Below are 20,474 nucleotides of genomic sequence, written 5' to 3'. Positions count from 1 at the left end.
AATCTTTCATACGCTTTAAAAAAAATCAGACAAAATACTAGATAATGTTTTCTATCAGTGTGGAGTTTTAATATACACAGATTCCTAAGGCGTAAAGAGATTACCTCTCACGCATTTGTATTGAATCATGCATTACAAAAAATTTCATTATAAGATAATAATCCGGATTACTTGTGCGGTAACAACAAGAAATTATCTTTCATACGCTTTAAGTTACCCGATTGAATCAGGTATTTGTCAATACTCTTAAAAATGCTAGTTATCAGAATTTTTTAATGTAATGTGCGGCAGAAATATGGAAACTTCATCATAGGCTTTTTTAGTATTAGTTTAAAATTAGGTCTATTTATAATTACAATAAATCTACGGCATTCGGGCAAAATAAAAAGCCTCGATTGAAGAATAATTTATAGGTAAAGTATTTTTTCTAAAAATTCGTATTTCCCGTCTTCTTGTGAATAACGGGTACAAATTAGATGAATTCTTTAATTTTTCCAAATTTTTCCATTTATTTTATAAATTTTAATTTTTAGCTATTTTTTTAAAATAAATGTCATCGTTTCTAAAAAAAATTAAAAACCTCCTTTTGTCTTTATCTATATAAAAACACAAGAGGAGATATTGAATAATATCTCCTCTTGTTACTAATCTATATACGTTTTACTATTAAGGCTTTACCTGCCTTTTCTTACCTGAAACATTAATGATTTCAATGCTTTCTACATTAGCAGGAACAATCAGATTTCTGGATGATTGCGACAAAAATGAAGAACCATAAAGTAACTCTTCTTTTCTGGTCTTCCCTCCTTTTAATTTTAACAATGCAGAAACCTCGTCCGGTAACACGGTTACTTTTCTAACCGGCTTAACGTTTGAAAAGAATTTCAGGCTATTTTTGTTCTGCGATGTCACCAGCAACATCTCACCCTTTGCATTAGAAAGTCTAACTAAACTTTTAGCATCACCGGCTACACAATAACCACTATTGGCATGCAGTACCGGAGTAAAATTACCCTTACCGTCTCCTTTCAGTAATAACCCGTTTAATGCATCGTGCCGACCTACTGCCAGTTCAGTTCCGTAATCATTGCCGGCTACGAGCACATCCAGATTTCCATCCTGGTCAAAATCTTCAGTCACCATACCAAAAATTGGTGCGAATTGCGCCTGCACAGGTAATTCTTTTACGGTAAAGATTCCGTTCCCTCTGTTTTCTATGTAGCTGCTTTTCATCCAGTTGGCTTTCAGAATCAAAGCATCTTTCATTTCTTCGGGTTTCAGAATCTCGTTAATAGTTGCTTCTGAAAACTTGGCGTAATTCTGGAATCTCTGCCGTGTCTGGATAAACTGTTTGGCCAGATCGTCACGGGTATTGTACGGAAACTCTTTCAGATTACCCTCCTTATCAGGAAAATACACCGTCGGAATAGCATCATAAAAGCCGTCATTATTAAAATCTTTGGCATATACACTCACCGGTTTGCCTTCAGACGCCTGCATCAGTGTATTTAGCCCGAGGTTCCCTACAACGTAGTCTATGTCACCATCATTATCAAAATCGCCCGATGCAATGCTTGTCCACCATCCTGTCTTTGTTGCCAAATCACCATTTTGTGACAACGGCTCCAGTTTACCTTTGTTGTTCTTCAGTATTGTTATAGGCATCCACTCTCCAATAAGAACCAAGTCCTGCCAGCCATCATTATCGTAATCGCTCCATAATGCATCACATATCAAGCCGATATTCTGCAATTTCGGAGCTACCTGTGCAGTAATATCCGTAAATTTAACTTGTCCTTTCTGGCTGTCATTCCGAAGAATATAGCTTGACACCGGCATCGGATACTTACCGGGTTCGACTCTTCCCCCTACGAATAAATCCAGATCACCATCATGGTCATAGTCAGCTGCCTTTATACAAGACCCGCTTTTCAGAAACTTAGGTACGGCCTGCTCGTTCAGTGTGAAATGCCCTTTACCATCATTGAGATAAAACCGGTCCTGCAGAGACGGAGAGCCAGACTGGAACTCATAACTGCCGCTTACAATATACAAATCAAGATCAGAGTCATTATCTGCATCAAACAATAGCACGCCCATATCTTCAAAGGCTTTCGCCGGCCCGTCTTCACCTGCTAATAAATCTTCAACACTAAATTTCCCTTCTTTAGTCTGTATCAGAAATTTACCCTTATGTTGGTTCGCTCCACCAACAAACACGTCTTCCAGGCCGTCGCCGTTTACATCTCCTACGGCAAGGGCAGGCCCGAATTGTGAAAGCTTATGCGGCAGGAGTTTCTGTACATTGAAATCAATATAATCAATTTCTTCGTGTTTATAGGGCACATTTAATTGATTGGTTATGTCTGTAAACAATAGCGGTGCTCCCTGACTCGTCTCAGCGGGCTGCACAAAAGCATCACTTTCTTTCAGATTAATTACCTGATTAGATTTAATATTTTTCAACACCTGTGACTTACCGCTTGGCCAGGTAATTTTCAGCTGGTCAACCTTTTGCGTTTTTCCTAAGCCAAAATGAGCAATAGGCTCTATTGACGAAAGATAGCCTCTGTAAGGGGTATGCTCATATACCTGTTTTTGCCCATTATCATAAAGAATTTCAATCCAGGCCCCTAGCCCCATCAGGTTATTGGCAGCCCCTTTCATTTGCACGCGTAAATAATTGCTTTCCTGAGGTTTCAGCTGAATCGAATTATTCCGATACACAGAGGCCGAATCGTTGATATTGTTGACGATATAGTCAAGATCACCGTCATTATCTAAATCCGCATAAGCGGCTCCATTCGCGGAAGTAGGCTCAGTAATACCCCATTTATCCGTTACATCTTCAAATTGAAAGTTTCCTTTATTATGATAGGCATAATTTTTCAGCTTTATGACAGGCACATAATCTACAAGCATAGCTTTAGACATCAAACCTATTACCTGTTCTCTATAAGCCAAAAAATCGTGGTCGTTAATATCTCTCGGAAAACCGTTGGTAACAATAATATCCCGTAGTCCGTCATTATCAAAATCGGTTACCAGTGGAGCCCAGCTCCAGTCTGTTTGTGCTATCCCCGCCAAAAGCCCGATCTCACTGAACATCGGTTGGCCTGTGGCCGGGTCTTTTCCCTGGTTTACCTGCAGTGTATTACGCGCATACTGATAAATATAATTGAATTTGTCATTATTCTGATAGGTAACATAACTATTGGCCGGAGTCATCATTTTTTTCCGGTCGTTAGTGGCCGGCATCATATCCAGAGCTATTACATCTACCAATCCATCATTATTGATGTCGGTCACATCATTCCCCATGGCTGAATACGAAGTATGCTTGAAATAACTGGCCGCCTGCTCTGAAAACGTTCCGTCCTGATTATTTATATATAATAAGTCATTGGTCAGAAAGTCATTAGTAATGTAAATATCTTTCCAGCCGTCCTGATTGATATCGGTAATATTAATCCCCAGGCCAAAGCCCTCGTCAAAAATCTTAGCTTGTGTGGTTACATCGGTGAAAACAGGGTGCTTTCTTATCGGGTCAAAATCATTCCTATACAACCTATCGTTTCGCTTTGAGGAACCATCCGTTACTTTTTCATGAAATTGGTTCGGGAAACGGGTATCATCCATCTCATTTACCAACACATACAGATCCAGATCACCGTCATTGTCATAATCAAAAAAAGCGGCATTCGTGGTATGGGTAGTATCGGCAATACCATAGTCTTTGGCCATTTCTTTGAACGACGGGATACCATCCTTTCCTATTCCCTGATTCACGTATAGCATATTTGCTCTCTGGTCGGCTATTTTTCGCGCAGTAGCACAGACATACATATCAAGCAGGCCATCATTGTTGATGTCTACCAATGCTACTCCTGACGACCAACGGCCTGCTCCATCTACTCCTGCCTGCTTGGTAACATTTTCAAATTTCATATCTCCTTTGTTGAGATACAGTTGATTGGCAGTGGTATTCCCTGTAAAATAAGCATCAGTGAGGCCGTCGTTATTAAAATCACCTAAGGCTACTCCTCCGCCATTATAGACGTATTCAAAAGTAAAAATATTTAAAGTATCATTTTCGGCAATTCGATTAGAAAATGTAATATTAGATTTATCAGCGGATATTGATGTGAAGAGTTTTTGTTCTTTTTTGCAGGAGAAAAGCAAAACACAGATAACAATAAAGTACAATACCTTTTTCATGATGAATTCAGGGTAGAGGTTATAAATCAGAAGAGATGGCAGGTTTGCCATCTCTTTTTGATAAAATATTAGACAATCCGGATATTAATACCCAGGATTCTGTTTTAATACATCGGCACCTACAAGGTCGATTTGAGATTGTGGTAATGGGAATAAAGCATACTTTGCTTGATAAACAGCACTACCCAAAGCACCTGGTAGTAACACTTGGTCGTACTTAAGATAGCGGTTAATCGCTTCAACATCTTCACCCCAACGAACTAAATCATAGAAACGGTACCCTTCCATTCCCAATTCTATTCTTCTTTCAAAACGAACTGCTGATTTTGCATATTCTTTCGTAGGGAAAGAATCATACAATCCAATTTTGTAGTTAGCAGCAGGCTCACCATTAATCTTTACAAAGTCAGCGGCATTGGCAGCTCTACCTCTTACCATATTTGTATACTCAAGCGCTTTTGCTAATGAACCAACCTCAATTTCAGCTTCAGCAGCCATTAATAAAACATCTGCAAATCTTATAACTGTTATGTTATAAGCATTGTATGTTTGGTGTCCCCAACCGCCTGTTTCTGTCAGTCCGGCTTCTTTTTCTGCCTTAGTAAACAAATATTTCTTAGGAGAGTAAGGACCGCCATTTGGTTGGTTACGAATCATGCTGAAACCTGTATGTAGACCCCAATCTAAGAAAGGAATACCTCTACGACCTACTGAATGGTCTAATCTTGGGTCTAACGGGCCATTATCTAATTGGAAAGGTTCATCAGATTTAATACCCATATCAGTCTTAACTGCATTTGCAGGACTGTTATACGAATTATCCAATAATGGTAATCCGTTAGCAGTAGTACGGAATGAATTTACAAACTCAAATGCCGGTTGGAAAAATCCGCAACAAGTACCCGGGTCAACTCCTTGAATAAAGTTAAGTTGCAAATCACCATTGGCATTATTTCCACTACCTGATTTTACAGTTGCCTGAACAGCAAATATTGATTCTGAATTATTATCATTTGCAACTCTGTACAGGTCAGAATACTTAGGCAGTAGCGCATATTTTTTCCCGTTAGTAGTTTTACCATTAGCAATTACTTGATCAAAAAGTGCTTTCGCTTCTGCATATTTCTTTTGATACAAATATGTTTTTGCTAAGTATGATGCTGCTGCCCATTTATTCGCACGGCCAACCGAAGAAGAGGTTTCCGGTAAGGCATCATAAGCTGCTTTAAAGTCAGCCTCAATTTTTGGCCATAAGTCTGCATCATTTTTTACTTTCTCAATTCCGTTGCCTACACCTATGTTTTCATCAACATAAGGCACCATATTGAAGTTTCTCTTCAACTGAAAATAAAAGTGTCCTCTTATGAAATGAGCTTCAGCTGCAATTCTTACTTTATCTGCCTCTTTAACATTCGGTTGGGCGTCCTTTAATAGACTTAACACTGCGTTTGCTCTTGCTACTCCATCAAAGTAGCTTTGGTAAACATTCCCGGCCACCGCATCGGTAGAAACATACTCATATCTTTGAATAGGAATCATTTCGGTACCATCACCAGGGTCAGTTCCTTTATTGGCATCGCCTCCTCTGATACTACCAATAAGCCAGTTCGACGGGCCAGAGTGAGTTTGACTTAAGGCACTTAACTGAGCATAAGCTGCTATTAAAGATCCTTCCAAACCGGCAGTACTGGTTAATTGATCTTTAGAAAGTGTACCGGTTGCGGGCACTTCCAAGAAGCTATCTTTACAAGCATACATCCCTGCAAAGAGGACACAGCTGGATATTAATATTTTGATTTTTTTCATTATCTTAATTGTAATTTAACTTAGATTAGAATCCAACATTTAAACCGAAAGTTACTTGGCGGGTCATTGGGAAATTACCCAAATCTATACCAAAGTTAGTATCAGCAGCTCCTGCTACTTGCGGGTCAAGACCACCATATCCAGTGATTGTGAATAAGTTATTAACCGAAGCGTTAACACGAATTCTACCTAATTTCAATTTGTTTGCAAGTGACGTTGGGAGATTGTAAGCAACTGAAAGGTTCTGGAATCTTAGATATGAACCATCCTCCACATAAAAATCACTTGCCTGAGAGCCTGTACTGAAACCATCATTTTGTTCAAAACGTGGAATTTTAGTGTCTCTGTTTTCCGGAGACCAAGAATCTTTAACACGCTCAGAAATAGCAGCACCAGCAAATAATGGATAAAAATCTGTAAATCTTTTCGAAAGATTAAAGATTTTGTTGCCGATTGAAGTATAGAAGTAAGAAAGTACTTCAAAATTCTTATAAGTAAGTTTGAAATTCAATCCACCTGTAAATTTAGCAACCGGGCTACCTAAATAGGTACGGTCATCTGCAGTAATGGCACCATCTCCATTTAAGTCAGCATAGCGGAAACGACCAAGACCTGCACCAGTTTGAGTCGGAATTGAAGCACCAGGTGTTGATGTTGCTTTCAAAGCCTGATCAACTTCTTCCTGAGTCTGGAACAAACCTGTTACTTTATAACCAAAGAAAGAAGATAATGAATGTCCTAATTGGTTACGAATAGGGTTTACACCTCTGAAACCCGGGTTAACATCCAATAGGTAGGTAAGATCACCACCGATTTTAGTGATTTTATTATCAAGGAAACTACCGGTAACATCGAATTCGTATCCTACTTCGCTACCAAATTTCCCTCTTGTTATCACTTGAATATCAATACCCTTGTTGACCATTGTACCCACGTTTACTGAAGGAGCAGTAGCTCCACCAACTGTTTGTGTAATTGGCAGCGTGTATAATAAGTCTTTGGTATCTTTCTGCCAAACGTCCAAGATAACATCTAGTTTGCCTTTAAGAAATGAACCATCTATACCAATATTTTTGGTAATACTGGTTTCCCACTTAGCATTAGGGTTACCAATTCTTGATTGTCTGAATCCACCTACTATTCCACCGTTTGTACCATTAATGTCATAGCCTGAAGTTCCTACATTTTGCTCATAAAGATTAAATTGGTTTACAGGTGATACGTTATTTGAGTTACCCATTGTACCATATCCCCCTCTGATTTTCAAATCAGATACCCAAGGAAGGCTCTTCATAAATGACTCATCTGAGACTCTCCATGCAGCAGACACTGCAGGGAAAACACCATATCTGTTGTTTGAACCAAAGCGGGATGAACCATCACGTCTGATAACCCCGGTAATGATGTACTTATCTTTAAAGCTATATATCGCTCTACCAAAGTATGAGTTAAAGTTCACACCATTATCCTTAACACTGGTGGCAGGATTTCTGATATCCAGAGTAGAAATGGTTATGTAGTTAGGGTCACCAGAGAATGGAGCGCGACCGTCAGCTCTAACATCTTTACCAAATCCGGTATTAAGGGCTTCTTGTCCGGCCAATAACTCTATGTTATGAATACCAAATTTCTTCTTATAAGTAGCAGTATTGGTAAGAGTCCAGCCTAATCTGAAACCACCGCTTTCATTATAAGACCATACTACACCTTTGTTTTCAAGGGTTTCATAAATCGGACGACCATATCCCCAACCGTAGGCGTTGTTAAAAACACCTCCAATTGAAGAGCGCAATGTTAAATCTTTGATTGGGTCAACCTCAATATAGAAGTTACCCGAACCTATTGCATTATAGTTTCTGTTTAGTTTTCCTGCTTGTTGGTTAGCAACAGGGTTTGAACCTTGACCAAAACCAAGTGCAGTTGTACCAGCATATCCACCAAATTCATCATAAACAGGAAGAATAGTTGGAGATCTGAAGGCGCCAAGGATATCGTTTTCATCTTGTGATGATTGTAAACCATTATTTCCTCCCTGACGACCCAGGATTTGCAGGAATGTAAGCTGGATATTTTCACCAATTCTTACATTTTTGAAAACATCAAATTCCGTATTTACACGCATGGCAATACGCTTGGCTCTCTGACTTGCCAAAATACCCTGTTGATCTTGTAAAGACAAACCAACATAGTAGCGCGAAGCATCGCCACCACCTTCAAAACCTAATGAATGTCTTTGGATTGTACCGGTCTGAGTCAATTCTTTGTACCAGTCTGTACCTTGTTTATTGGCTTTTATTACCTGATAGAAATCACCAATTGTTGGACCTGTAATGTTGTATTTTAATTTTTCTGCAGCTAAATCAACCGTACCGATTACGCCACTTTGGTTTCCTACTTTAAGGTAGTCAGGAAGCACAGGAGTCGGGCCAGAACCATATTGTGGGTGAGATAATGGTGCTCCTGAGTTTCTAAGAGCAGTCCAGGTCCAATCTGCCTGGTCTTGCGGGTTCATCATTTTCTGACCTTTGCCCGGATCTGTAAAACCAAACACGCCATCATACGTAACATTCAATTTTCTGGCGTTTTTCTTTCCTTTCTTAGTAGTATAAATAATTACACCGTTGGCAGCTCTTGCTCCATAAATAGAAGCCGCAGAAGCATCTTTCAATACCGTAGTAGACTCAATATCTTCCGGATTCAAGAAACCTGCATCACTCGGCAAACCATCCACGATAGTTAAAGGTTCGTTACGATCAAATGCACCAAAACCACGAACACGAATCTGACTTCCTGAACCTGGCTGACTGGTTGTTACAACTGTTAAACCGGCTACTCTACCTTGTAATTGTTGTTCAACACTTGCAGAAGGAACTGTGGTAAGGTCTTTGGTTTTTACAGTTGAAATCGCACCGGTCGACTCACGTCTTTTATCAACAGAATATCCCGTTACAACAACCTCATCAAGACTTGAAGCATCATCTTCAAGAGTAACATTCAGATTGCTTTCGTTTCCTAATTTGATTTCTACCGTTTTGTAACCAATTGAACTGATTACTAATGTACCACCCGCGTTCGGAACGCTAATCTTGTAGTTCCCCTCAGCATCTGAGATTGTACCGGTTGTAGTTCCTTTTACAGAAACACTGGCACCCGGAACACCCTCTCCTTTTGAATCACTTACTTTACCACTGACAGATTTTTGTGCAAATGCTACTAAGGACATAATCCAGAGTAGTCCACAAAACAGAGCACCCCTTATAGGCACAAAGTAGTTTTGTTTCATAGTTTTGTTTTAGTTAAAAAAAAAGTAAAAAATAAATTGTAATTAAAGTCTTTTATTCTCTCACGATATCAGGAGTGTATGGATAACTCCTGATAAGTGTGTTTTACACAATTATAAAAACGCGCTTAAAATTTCCATAGTTTTTCTCGTTTTTCTTATATATTCAAAAAAACGTAAAACATCCGGACTTATTTGCGATAAATAAAAATGCTTGCACTTATTTTTCTTGTGAAAAATCTACTTTTTAAAGGAAGTGGTGGAAATCATACAACAAAATCAAGACCTACAAAAGTCAATCGAATCTTAATTCTGCGGTTACTAAAATAATAGTGCCTACTAAAGGCTGAAAATTGATTTTACGTTTTGTGTATGTGAGGATCGTAGTAATTGTACTACTTAATCTAAACGAAGTATTTTATTACAAAAGCTAAAGTTAGGTTAAAACGAAAGTATTAAAGTAAAAATCGTTAATAAGAGATTGTTTTAATAAGCAATCAAGTATTATTGTATCAATATGTTACAATATTAAACAGTTTGGACAATTCTTCCAAATTTTTCTAAGTATTTTAATATAAAAAAATCTTTGCGATTCAATTTGTTATAGAAAATGCTTAAAAAATTATAACTGGACAAATATATGAAGTTGCCTGATAAAAGCCAATTTATCATTTATTTTCGGCAAAAAAATATCAGATTGTATCAGTTTGAGATAAAATTGTATAGCTATGAAAAATTTATGTCAAATAGTCACAAAGCATAATCCGGTATTACTTAAGGTGCAGTGTTTCATTGCTTAGCTACTTTCTCGGCAGCCGCTAACACACGCATGGTGTTTCCACCCCAGATCTTACGTATGTCTTTTTCTGAATAGCCACGGCGCAATAATTCAATAGTTACATTTTTAATTTTACTTACATCTTCACATCCCACCACGTCGCTGCCGCCATCCATATCCATGCCGATACCCACATGGTCGATTCCGGCAATTCTGACTACATGGTCAATATGGTCAACTACCGTTTTCACATTGGGTACATCGCCGGGATACTTGTATTTCAACTGACGTAACTCATTGTTGATTCTCTTTTTATCTTCAGGAGTGGCATCTGCTTTCATGGCCTGCATTCTGAGGGTTCTGATAGATATCATTACTTCTTCCGAAGGTCTCTTCAGAAAATCTGCAACAAAATTAATATGAATTACGCCCCCCTTCGATGCCATCAACTTTATCATGTCATCAGTCATGTTTCTTTTCACATCGCTCAACGCCCTGCAAGAAGAGTGCGAAGCAAAGACAGGCGCCGTGCTCAGGCGCATTACATCATAAAAAGCCGAATCTGAAATATGAGACACATCAACTACTATACCCAGCTTGTTCATTTCAGCAATACATTCTTCACCAAATTTGCTAACGCCTTCGTGCTCTGCTCCCTCTGGGTCGCCCGAAGAGTCACTTAAATCATTATTAAACGAATGAGAAAGCGTAATATAGCGCAGACCTAAATCATAATATAATTTAAGGTTCGACAAGTCATGGCCTACTGGCCATCCGTTTTCCATTCCTATGAATACCCCCAGTTTACCTTTTTTATGCGCGGCATATCCTTCTTTGGAGCTGGTGACCAGTTCAGCCATATCCGGATATTTCTTTACGGCGTCATGAATTGCGCTGAAAATTTTCAGCGCTTTTTCTTTGGCCTCAGCGTTTCCTTCCGGTGTTCGCTTGCCCTGTGCCATATATACTGCAAAAAACATGGCGTCCATCCCACCCTCTTTCATACGCGGGAAATCAATTTGCGTACCGTCCTGCTCGTAATCATGTTTCACTCCGATATCAAAACCTTCCATTTCCATCATGTTGATGGGCACATCGGCGTGAGTATCGACTGTATAGGCACGGGCATGAATTTTATCGGCTTTTTTAAGAAGACGTTGTTCTTTTTTGCTCTGTGCGAAAACTACTACAGGTAAGAAGAGGATTAGGAATAAGTGTTTCATCAGATACGTTTGGTGATGCGAGTGTTTATTGAAGTTTTCTGCCTTTCCAGATATACTCGTTTTCCCCCTGGGCAATTAATCCAAAGAAAGTAACATACCACGGATAAACGAGCTGAACGAAAGGGATGAACCAAATTAATCTTTTTTTGTTCAAAAAGCTAAGAACCAGCATTAAAAAAAGAAGCTCAGCCGAAAATTTAAGAAAAAAGATAAGCAGCATTTTCTCACACGTAATTGCATGAAACAGATATAAGCCTGCCGTAAGAATGACTGAGAAATTGGCTAAAAAAATAAAGACAGCTAAAGCGGTGGTGACAACGCTATTATAATGCTTCCACTTACTCGCCCAACGCTTGCGCTGATAATAAAAAGATTTTAGCGACTCATGTGCCTGTGTTTCTACAATAGCCCCCTGATGCTTAAGAAAACGAACCCGAGCCGGATAACGAGCGGCTATTTTATGCATCAGGAATTCATCATCGCCCGAAGCCAGATTCTCATTACCCGAAAAACCGCCGACTTCAGTAAAAACTGATTTCAGATAGGCCAGATTTGCTCCGTTGCACATATTGGGTTTGCCGATAAACATGGCACAGGCTCCGGAACCTATCAGACTGCTGAACTCAATGGTTTGCAGTTGCTGCCATATTCTGCTGAAAAACCCTTGCTTATCATTAATAAATGTAACCGGTGAGCTAATCAGGTACGCACCTGTCTCTGCCTGAAAGTTTGCAATTACCTCGAGCCAATTATCGCTTACCCGGCAATCGCCATCGGTTGTAACAATCAGGTCTCCTTTGGCTAATTGAATGGACGAATCAATCGCGCGCTTTTTAGGTGAGGCGTTGTTTTCCTTAGGAGGCAATTGATTAATCAATAACCGTAACGAGGTTTGCTTTTGAAAGTTCTTTAAAAGAATCAGCGTATCATCTGTTGAATCATCATCAGCTACAATCACTTCAAATGCCTCAGTTGCATAAGTCTGTTTTTCCAGATCTTCCAATAAGCTGATGATGTTGGCTGCCTCGTTTCGCACCGGTATAATAACTGATATCTGCAACAACTGCTTGTTACCTGCCTGCAAATGATAGGGTTTGTTCCAAAGCCATACCCCTATAAGCCCGATATTCATCAGGAAATACGCAGATATAATTATGAGTAGAAAAGTTGCCAATACTAATAATAGAAAATTAACAATGAACTCACCTGGCAGATGCGTCTGAAGGTTTGACTGAAAATCTTAGTGACAAGATGAACAGGCTTCCGACAATAAGCGGCACCAACACATTAATAAACCATATAGTAAAAGTAGCTGTGGTAATCAACGAAAGTTTTACTCCGAAATACCCGAAATAATAGACCGAAGTAATGGCACGTACACTCAGGTCGCCCAGAAAATTGAAAGCCGCTCCCAAAGTTTTTGTCAGAAAAATAATCCCGACGCCTGCCAGCAATACCAATACAGGTAATTGAATTTGAAACAACTGCAATACTAATAAAAACTGAATGGTAAAGATAGCGTATCGGCCGGTGGCAATCAGAAAAATATCTCTGGTTTCCTTAAGCTCATATTCCTTTAATATAATAAGGTATTTCCAGATGTATTCAATGACCCGGTTTTTTGTGCCTGCAAAATTAAGCCCTTGCAGATTGAAGGCTATCCATACACCGAGTAACAACAGCATACACAATAATACTACTATACATATATGTAATAAAAAAGGACCTGGTTTTGCCACAACAACAAAATACAGATAGCTGATGCCTCCGAATAAAAGAGACACATATAATTGTATACCGTTACCAAGCAAAATGGCACCTACGCTTTCCGTGCGCTTTTGTGTTTTAAGCATGGCAATTTTTCCGGCATAATCTCCCATCATCAATGGTGTGAAATTACCCAGTGCCAGTCCGGCCAATACTCCACGATACGCTTCCCAGAAACTAATCTTTTCAATTTTCATGGCCAGTCTTTGCCATTTCCAGGCTTCAAAGGCCCAATTGACCGGAATTAACAATAGAACAGTTAGGAACATGACATTGAAAGGAATCTGTCTGAAGTATCCTACCATCCCGGCTATATTCTCTCCTTTTTCCACCAGCAGCAGATAAACCGCATACAACACCACTGCAAAAAGGATATTTTTTAATATCCATAACCAGAAACCAGGCTTAAAGTCTAAGATTTTTGAGTTATTTTGCATGTATGAACAACGAAAAAATTATTTTGGGTGTGGACCCCGGTACAAGAATTATGGGATACGGTATTATTGCCGTGCAAGGCAGTACCATAACCCTGATTCAATACGGAGTTTTAAAGCTCGACAAATATAGTACACACGAACTGAAGTTAAAGAAGATTTACGAAAGAATGACGCAACTGATTGAAGAATTTCTGCCTGATGAAATGGCAATTGAGGCGCCGTTTTATGGGGTTAATGTTCAATCGATGTTAAAATTGGGAAGAGCACAGGGCGTAGCCATTGCTGCTGCTCTGAACCGGGATGTACCTATTGTAGAGTATCTGCCTAAAAAAGTAAAGCAATCTGTAACCGGAAACGGGAACGCAAGTAAAGAACAGGTAGCTTATATGCTTGAACAAACGCTGAAAATAAAACTGGAAACCGAATTTTATGATGCCACCGACGCCGTAGGTGTAGCAGTGTGCCATTATATGCACGGCAAAACCAAAGCGCTGACGGGCAATTCTTCAAAGAAGAAAGGTTGGGCTGCCTTTGCAAGCGAGAACCCGGATAGGGTTAAATGAGTGAGTTAGTGATTAAGCTAATGATTGAATTATCGGCTACTATATTTTAAATATTAAGGGTTTGCAAATACTGCAAACCCTTAATATTTAAAGTACTCCTTTGGTACTTGGTAGGCTGTCGAGTTCTTTTAAATCTCTCTTAACCGCCATTTTTATCGATTTGGCAAAAGCCTTGAAAATCGCTTCTATCTTATGATGCTCGTTCTGCCCTTCACACTTTACATTCAGGTTACACTTTGAGGTATCTGAAAACGACTTAAAGAAATGATAAAACATTTCGGTAGGCATCTCCCCTACTTTCTCTCGTTTGAATTCCGCATCCCAAACCAACCAGGGTCTGCCCGAGAAATCGATGGCAACCTGTGCCAGCGCATCATCCATCGGTAAAAGGAATCCGTAACGTGAAATCCCTTTTTTATCACCCAACGCCTTCAGATACGCTTCACCTAAAGCCAGGGCAGTGTCTTCAATGGTGTGGTGCTCGTCTATGTGCAAGTCGCCCTCTACGAAAATTGACAAATCGGCACCCGAGTGCTTGGCCAGTTGGTCGAGCATGTGATCATAAAAGCCAAGGCCCGTATGTATGTCCGATTTACCCTTGCCGTCAAGGTTCAGTTCAATCTTAATGCGGGTTTCCTTCGTGTTGCGTTCAATAGCCGCTGTTCTTGGCGGCAGCTTCAGAAACTCATAGATTGCGTCCCACTCATTGGTGACAAGGGTTGTGACACTTTCCTGCTCGGGTGTCAGGGTTGGATTCTCTCCTATAAAAATGGCCTTAGCACCCAGATTAACAGCCAATTGCACATCCGTCGCTCTGTCGCCAATTACATAAGAATTGGCCAAATCATAATCACCGGTTATATATTCAGTAAGCAGGCCTGTGCCCGGTTTACGGGTGGGCAGATTCTCTTCCGGAAAACTACGATCTATATGGATAGCTTCAAAATACACATTTTCATTTTCTAAAGCCTGTAGCATTTTGTTGTGCGCAGGCCAGAAGGTATCCTCCGGAAAAGAAGCCGTTCCCAATCCGTCCTGATTGGTTACCATTACTAATTTGTAATCGGTCTCCTCGGCTATTTTTCTAAGATTAGAAAGAGTTTTAGGAAGGAAAAATAATTTTTCGAGAGAATCTATCTGAAAATCTGTCTTGGGCTCATCAATAATAGTACCGTCGCGATCGATAAAAAGAATTTTCTGCATGCTTTTGAATCAAATAGTTTTTCCGGTAAAGTTAGGGAGGTTTTTTGGAAAATATAGCTTATTGATTGGGAAACTATACATTAGCATTTACTGTCGTAGTCCGATGCCCGTTTCTGCACCTGTTTCCAAGGGTTCAAAACTAAACATCTTCAATTCCTGTTCAAGGCATTTCAGAATCACTTCATAATAATTGCCTAAAAACTTAACCGATAAAATAGTTGCTTTAAGTAATGAAGCGGGCATAACCCTGATTTGGTCCGGACGGATAAACAAGCTTTTGTGGTTTTCAATACCTGCTTTAATGAGCCATTCCTCGCTCACTACATTTACTTCGCCGGTTATCTCAGCCACATAGCGGTTCACGGGAAACTGATACACCTTATGCGGATTATCTGATTGCAGAATCTTTCCCTTTCGCATTACAGCCAGGCGGTCAGCCATGCCGTAGGCGTCACTCACATCATGCGTTACAAAAATACAACTCACTTCTTCGGCTTTAATCAGGCGCAAAATCTCTGTTTTCAGTCTGCGTTTATTGACAGTATCCAAATGGCTGAAAGGTTCGTCGAGTAGTAATAACTTCGGTTGCTCGGCAATCGCTTTAACAATCACCGCTCTTTGTTGCTCACCACCTGATACCTCACGCGGCAGATGTGCCTGCACTTTATCCAGTCCACTCAGTTTCAGTAATTTGTCTACCCGTTTATTCCGATAGTTTTCCTCATAATAACGTAGCTCATACGCAATGTTTTCTCTGATGGATACATTCGGGAAAAGGCCGTAATCCTGCCGCACAAGTTTAATATCGGGGTGCCCGGCAATGAGTTTTTGCGAAGGGGGCGTTATGCGTTTGTCTTCCAGCAGTAATGTTCCTTCATCGGGTTCCTGCAACGCTCCGATCAGGTGCAGCAAGGTTGTTTTGCCGGAACCGCTTTCGCCCAGAATCGCCAGAATCTCTCTTTTTTCCATTGTAAAAGAAATCTGATTGACAGCCTTTTTGTCTTCGAAAGATTTGGACAGATTCTGTATTTTAAGCAAGGGCATTTGTTTTTTATTGTAAAACTATGTCTTTTTTCTCTTTTTTGTTGTGCATCGGCGTTCACTTTCCTAATATTGTTGATAAATTACTAACCAAAAGAAAAACACCGCAAGCTCAACCGTCGAGATGTTAGAACTTTACAAACAGCAAACCAAATGTCTGGTAGCTCTCGATTCGATTATTTTCGGATTCGACGGAGAAGAATTAAAATTATTATTGGTAAAACGGGGCGTTCAGACCGACAAAGATACCTGGTCATTGATGGGCGGGTGGCTGAAACCTTCTGAAAGTCTGGATGAAGCGGCCAACAGAATTTTATTTGAGTTAACTGCCTTAACGGGGGTATTCCTGGAGCAACTGGGGGCTTTCGGTGACCCAAACCGTGACCCGGTAGAAAGAACAGTTGCCATAGCCTATTATGCTTTGGTGAATGTAAAAGACTATGAGACGAGAATCTCTGATTCGTATCATGCCAAGTGGTTTTCAATGCACGACTTGCCCGAACTATTGTTTGACCATGCCGGTATGATAAAAATGGCTATTGAACGCCTGCGCTATAAGGCTGCTTTTCATCCCATTGGTTTTGAACTGATGCCCGAGACCTTCACTATCCCGCAGATACAGAATCTGTATGAAGCCATTTATGGCAGTAACTTCGACAAACGGAATTTCAGCAGAAAAATACTTTCGACCGGGCTACTTATTAAACTGAAAGAGAAGCAAAAAGGCTTTTCGAAAAAAGGCGCATTCCTTTATAAACTGGACACCGAAAAGTATCTCTCACATTCAGACTCTTTCCTCAATTTTGTACCTAATCCGGATGGGTTGGTGTAGGACTAGTTTGGCTTTGAGCTTTTTAATGATTTAAAGTCAGAGATTGATGCAGTTTCAAATGAGCGTTTATCAACTAAATGCAGAACATTTAGCCGAACGAGGGGAATAAGAAAACGAGTATACTCTTATGTATTAGCGCCACAATTTTAGAAAAAATAACTAATAGTTTTTAAAATTCTCTTAATCTGATAGAATCATCAACCATATGCCCGTTGTCATGTAACTCATAATATTTTCTTGCACTCTCAGAATTGTTTATTTTAACGATATTTTTAAGAGCTTGGTTTTCTCTATTTTGTTTCATTCCTAATAATAATACATTAAGCGTGTCTTGTTTTATATAATAAAGATATGAATTCCTACTCCCCTCATAAATAATGTCATTATTCTTATCAATAGTTTGAGAACTGTCTTTTGAAATAACGATTATCTCTTTATCTTCCGTTATTCCCCCATATGCATATTTTATAAATATCAAACTATTCTGGACGTATACAGGTATGATTTTAAAATCGTCATAAGGGTCAGGCCCTTCTATTACATCTTCTTTTAAAAAAGTAAAATAAAATAAGATTGATGAGACTGCAATTAAAACAATAAGAGTAATTCTCGATTTCATACAATTACCAATTTATAATTAAAATACTCTATTTTGTTAAAAAGTGATGAATAGTTGTTTACTAATTATTTTTCACATTTTTCCTACCACCGTAGGCATCACTTCATCCCTCCGCAATCATTCTTCCAGAATACTCTGTTTAGTGTTATTTTAAATACTTTCCAAGAACGCCTGATACAACGACTAAATGCAGGATATTTGGCCGAGCTTGGGTTAACATATGCATCACGAAAGTGTCAAACCTGTATTTGCGTAAGCGATTTTTTTAATGGAAAAACCAAAAACCAATTGTAACTGCAAAATATATCGATGTAATCAAAAATGTTGAACGCTTCGATAATGGAGGATACTCACTATATATACTCTCTCGAATACCAAAAAAATACTTGTTAATAAGCCATAGAATTGACCCTATAACTAACCTCACTACCCATTTATTTCCCAATTCTTCGGTTAATGGTAGTCTATAGTTAAAAATGAAGGATACATCCAATACAAGAGTTATTTGCATTAAGATTACACAAAACATTACAGCCAAATCAGGATCGGGATTTCCAATATTATGGAATAGCTGATAAAGCCCATTTAAATATCTATTAACGATTCTCATCTTTTTCTATAAGATCTGCTGAGTTTGTTTTGTCATAATCATCCCATAAATAGTAACTATTATGATACTTCCACCTGTCGCTTAAAATATTTCTGTTTCTGTTGTTTTACCAAAGCAAGGCAAGCCTGGGTGGCATTCTCTTTTTCTACGTATCAATAGGTAGCATGAAGGCTACTGAGGTAATCTTTAATTGATACTCATATCGGCCGTACTATAGGATTTAAAGTTATCAAATTTACGCTCAAATACAAACCCCTGAATTGGTTCAAGGCCATAACTTCTCCTTGGGGTTAATGTGACAGACATAACTCATCCTCTCCCTCCCATCACCAACAACCAGTAAAATTTTCATCCAAAAATATTCGAAAACTCCTTCAAAAGGAAAAAAGTACAATATCTATAGAAAACTGTGCATTGGCTGGACTGTAAATTACGGCCAACTTTGTGCTATCAAATTAAAACAGTAAATCATCTAAAATAAAAACAAAATGAATCGTTCAGCAAAAGCCATCTGGAATGGCACTATCAAAGAAGGCAAAGGTCACCTTACTTCACAAAGTCAGATTTTGAATAAAACTCCTTATTCTTTCGTATCGAGATTCGAAAACCAGGCGGGAACCAATCCGGAAGAACTAATGGCAGCCGCCCATGCCGGATGCTTTACCATGAAACTAAGTGCCGACCTGACAACAGCAGGTTTTACTCCTGAAGAATTAAGCACCGAAGCAGTGGTTTCTCTACACAATGGCATCATTACCAAATCAGCTCTTACGGTTCACGCCATAGTGCCTGGTATCACACAAGAACAATTTATTGAGATTGCCTTTGCATCAAAAGAAACCTGTCCCGTGAGCAAGGCTTATAACTTGGAAATTACGCTGGAGGCTTATCTTAATTGACAACATTTCAAGTTTAAATAGCTATCCATAAAATAGCCAGACAACTTAACACAGAACTAGAGAAATTTGCCAGACAATAAGGCATACCTTAAATATGCGGAGGTTTTAAGCACCTCTGCATATTTAAATTTGTAATATTGTCTAAATTTAATGTTTCATGATTTCATCAGCAAGCGGCCAATTGGGCATGTCACACATTATAAGTTTTCAGACAAAGGGTTTCTTTTTAAATCGGAGAATATATGTTAAAACAAAGTCTATTTGAAGCCAGCCTCAAAAAACTCGGACTGTTATACGTAAATAACGAGAGCAGTAAGATAATCAACAGCGGTGCTTACAAAGCCTATATCAAGATTCTATATCTCCCGGCAGGTTATCAGCTTACGGTAGACTTTAACGTATACACAACCACGCAGCATACGCTTTTCTTTGTAGGGCCCAATCAGTTTCTGCACATTGAAACCGCGGGGCCGGAAGAAGGACGTCTTATCTTTTACAACCGTGATTTCTATTGCATACAGATACATGATGCAGAAGTAGCTTGCGACGGTCTGTTGTTCAACAACATCAATCGGATGCCGATGGTGAAGGTCGAGGAAGAAGAAAACGTTTCCATCAATTCTCTTTTTCAATGCATCGATGAGGAATTCAGCCTCAATGACACATCGCAGGAAGAAATGATACGTACCTATCTGAAACAGTTACTCATCAAATCAACCCGGCTATGGAAGAGACAACACCTGGGACAGGAACTACTGCAGAATAACAATGAACTGGACTTTTTTCGCCGCTTTAGTATTCTGGTCGATGCTTATTATAAAGAAAAACACAGTGTTGCCGATTATGCCGATTTGTTATGCATAGCCGCAAAAACCATCACCAACAAGTTCAAACGTCTCAACCTGCCTCAGCCCAATGAGGTCATCAAAGACCGCATTGTATTAGAAGCCAAGCGACTATTGATTCACACCTCTATGACCGCCAAAGAAATTGCCTATCAGCTCGGCTACGAAGACCCCGCCTATTTCAGTCGGCAATTCTTACAAAAAACTGGTGAAAGCCCCTCCAACTTCAAGAAAAAGTATCTTTCGGGTGTAGAGGTGCTGGAAGCCTAGGTTGTTACTTTGTTACTTCTTATTTAAATCAAATGCAATCAGGTACTAATTGAAGATAGATTGGATAGTCTGAAAACCGACTC

13 protein-coding genes are annotated in these 20,474 nt (G+C 39.3%); 4 read left to right on the top strand and 9 right to left on the bottom strand.

What is annotated here, in order from left to right; genetic code table 11:
* Positions 1-666: 666 nt before the first annotated feature.
* The 6 genes from AC1RRY_RS02420 to AC1RRY_RS02395 all read right to left on the bottom strand — a co-directional run bounded on the left by AC1RRY_RS02420 (position 667) and on the right by AC1RRY_RS02395 (position 13,509).
* Positions 667-4,218, bottom strand: a complete 3,552-nt coding sequence (locus tag AC1RRY_RS02420; RefSeq protein ID WP_492818325.1) for a VCBS repeat-containing protein — start codon at positions 4,216-4,218, stop codon at positions 667-669.
* Between the two features lie 84 nt (positions 4,219-4,302).
* The gene (locus tag AC1RRY_RS02415; protein WP_492818327.1) at positions 4,303-6,024 is read right to left on the bottom strand and encodes a RagB/SusD family nutrient uptake outer membrane protein; all 1,722 of its coding nucleotides are present in this window, start codon (positions 6,022-6,024) and stop codon (positions 4,303-4,305) included.
* A 25-nt stretch (positions 6,025-6,049) separates the two neighbouring features.
* Positions 6,050-9,307 carry a SusC/RagA family TonB-linked outer membrane protein gene (locus AC1RRY_RS02410; RefSeq protein ID WP_492818329.1) on the bottom strand — a complete coding sequence of 1,086 codons (3,258 nt, stop codon included), beginning with the start codon at positions 9,305-9,307 and terminating at the stop codon, positions 6,050-6,052.
* Between the two features lie 786 nt (positions 9,308-10,093).
* Positions 10,094-11,305 carry a dipeptidase gene (locus AC1RRY_RS02405; protein WP_492818331.1) on the bottom strand — a complete coding sequence of 404 codons (1,212 nt, stop codon included), beginning with the start codon at positions 11,303-11,305 and terminating at the stop codon, positions 10,094-10,096.
* Between the two features lie 25 nt (positions 11,306-11,330).
* Complete coding sequence (locus tag AC1RRY_RS02400; protein WP_492818333.1) at positions 11,331-12,479, bottom strand: glycosyltransferase; 1,149 nt, start codon at positions 12,477-12,479, stop codon at positions 11,331-11,333.
* 28 nt (positions 12,480-12,507) lie between these two features.
* Positions 12,508-13,509 (bottom strand): hypothetical protein, encoded by a 1,002-nt coding sequence (locus AC1RRY_RS02395; RefSeq protein ID WP_492818335.1) that lies wholly within the window; start codon positions 13,507-13,509, stop codon positions 12,508-12,510.
* Positions 13,510-13,511: 2 nt separating this feature from the next.
* On the opposite strand from AC1RRY_RS02395, the gene ruvC reads away from it, so the two are divergent.
* Positions 13,512-14,072, top strand: coding sequence for a crossover junction endodeoxyribonuclease RuvC (gene ruvC / locus AC1RRY_RS02390; protein WP_492818337.1), 561 nt, complete (start codon positions 13,512-13,514; stop codon positions 14,070-14,072).
* 87 nt (positions 14,073-14,159) lie between these two features.
* Here the strand turns inward: ruvC and hisB are convergent, their stop codons facing one another.
* Both hisB and AC1RRY_RS02380 read right to left on the bottom strand, forming a co-directional pair.
* The gene (gene hisB / locus AC1RRY_RS02385; RefSeq protein WP_492818339.1) at positions 14,160-15,275 is read right to left on the bottom strand and encodes a bifunctional histidinol-phosphatase/imidazoleglycerol-phosphate dehydratase HisB; all 1,116 of its coding nucleotides are present in this window, start codon (positions 15,273-15,275) and stop codon (positions 14,160-14,162) included.
* Positions 15,276-15,362: 87 nt separating this feature from the next.
* A complete protein-coding gene (locus AC1RRY_RS02380) occupies positions 15,363-16,319 on the bottom strand; it encodes an ABC transporter ATP-binding protein (RefSeq protein WP_492818341.1) in 957 nt (318 codons plus the stop codon).
* Between the two features lie 121 nt (positions 16,320-16,440).
* Between AC1RRY_RS02380 and AC1RRY_RS02375 the strand changes: the two genes are divergently transcribed.
* Complete coding sequence (locus AC1RRY_RS02375; RefSeq protein WP_492818343.1) at positions 16,441-17,148, top strand: NUDIX hydrolase; 708 nt, start codon at positions 16,441-16,443, stop codon at positions 17,146-17,148.
* Between the two features lie 169 nt (positions 17,149-17,317).
* Here AC1RRY_RS02375 and AC1RRY_RS02370 read toward each other — a convergent pair whose 3' ends face one another.
* A complete protein-coding gene (locus AC1RRY_RS02370; RefSeq protein WP_492818345.1) occupies positions 17,318-17,767 on the bottom strand; it encodes a hypothetical protein in 450 nt (149 codons plus the stop codon).
* 1,098 nt (positions 17,768-18,865) lie between these two features.
* On the opposite strand from AC1RRY_RS02370, the gene AC1RRY_RS02365 reads away from it, so the two are divergent.
* Both AC1RRY_RS02365 and AC1RRY_RS02360 read left to right on the top strand, forming a co-directional pair.
* Positions 18,866-19,276: an OsmC family protein gene (locus tag AC1RRY_RS02365; protein WP_492818347.1), complete on the top strand. Its 411-nt coding sequence runs from the start codon at positions 18,866-18,868 to the stop codon at positions 19,274-19,276.
* A gap of 242 nt (positions 19,277-19,518) precedes the next feature.
* Positions 19,519-20,391 carry a helix-turn-helix domain-containing protein gene (locus AC1RRY_RS02360; RefSeq protein WP_492818349.1) on the top strand — a complete coding sequence of 291 codons (873 nt, stop codon included), beginning with the start codon at positions 19,519-19,521 and terminating at the stop codon, positions 20,389-20,391.
* Positions 20,392-20,474: the final 83 nt, after the last annotated feature.

Source organism: Emticicia sp. GW821-FHT11C11 (assembly GCF_058808615.1).
Note: the sequence above shows the minus strand (reverse complement) of the source record. Positions and strands in the feature narration are given on the sequence as shown.

Coding starts and splice junctions, on each gene's coding strand:
- AC1RRY_RS02405 (WP_492818331.1), bottom strand. CDS start 11,305: ATGAAACACTTATTCCTAATCCTCTTCTTACCTGTAGTAGTTTTCGCA.
- AC1RRY_RS02375 (WP_492818343.1), top strand. CDS start 16,441: ATGTTAGAACTTTACAAACAGCAAACCAAATGTCTGGTAGCTCTCGAT.
- hisB (WP_492818339.1), bottom strand. CDS start 15,275: ATGCAGAAAATTCTTTTTATCGATCGCGACGGTACTATTATTGATGAG.
- AC1RRY_RS02410 (WP_492818329.1), bottom strand. CDS start 9,307: ATGAAACAAAACTACTTTGTGCCTATAAGGGGTGCTCTGTTTTGTGGA.
- AC1RRY_RS02370 (WP_492818345.1), bottom strand. CDS start 17,767: ATGAAATCGAGAATTACTCTTATTGTTTTAATTGCAGTCTCATCAATC.
- AC1RRY_RS02365 (WP_492818347.1), top strand. CDS start 18,866: ATGAATCGTTCAGCAAAAGCCATCTGGAATGGCACTATCAAAGAAGGC.
- AC1RRY_RS02360 (WP_492818349.1), top strand. CDS start 19,519: ATGTTAAAACAAAGTCTATTTGAAGCCAGCCTCAAAAAACTCGGACTG.
- AC1RRY_RS02380 (WP_492818341.1), bottom strand. CDS start 16,319: ATGCCCTTGCTTAAAATACAGAATCTGTCCAAATCTTTCGAAGACAAA.
- AC1RRY_RS02395 (WP_492818335.1), bottom strand. CDS start 13,509: ATGCAAAATAACTCAAAAATCTTAGACTTTAAGCCTGGTTTCTGGTTA.
- ruvC (WP_492818337.1), top strand. CDS start 13,512: ATGAACAACGAAAAAATTATTTTGGGTGTGGACCCCGGTACAAGAATT.
- AC1RRY_RS02420 (WP_492818325.1), bottom strand. CDS start 4,218: ATGAAAAAGGTATTGTACTTTATTGTTATCTGTGTTTTGCTTTTCTCC.
- AC1RRY_RS02415 (WP_492818327.1), bottom strand. CDS start 6,024: ATGAAAAAAATCAAAATATTAATATCCAGCTGTGTCCTCTTTGCAGGG.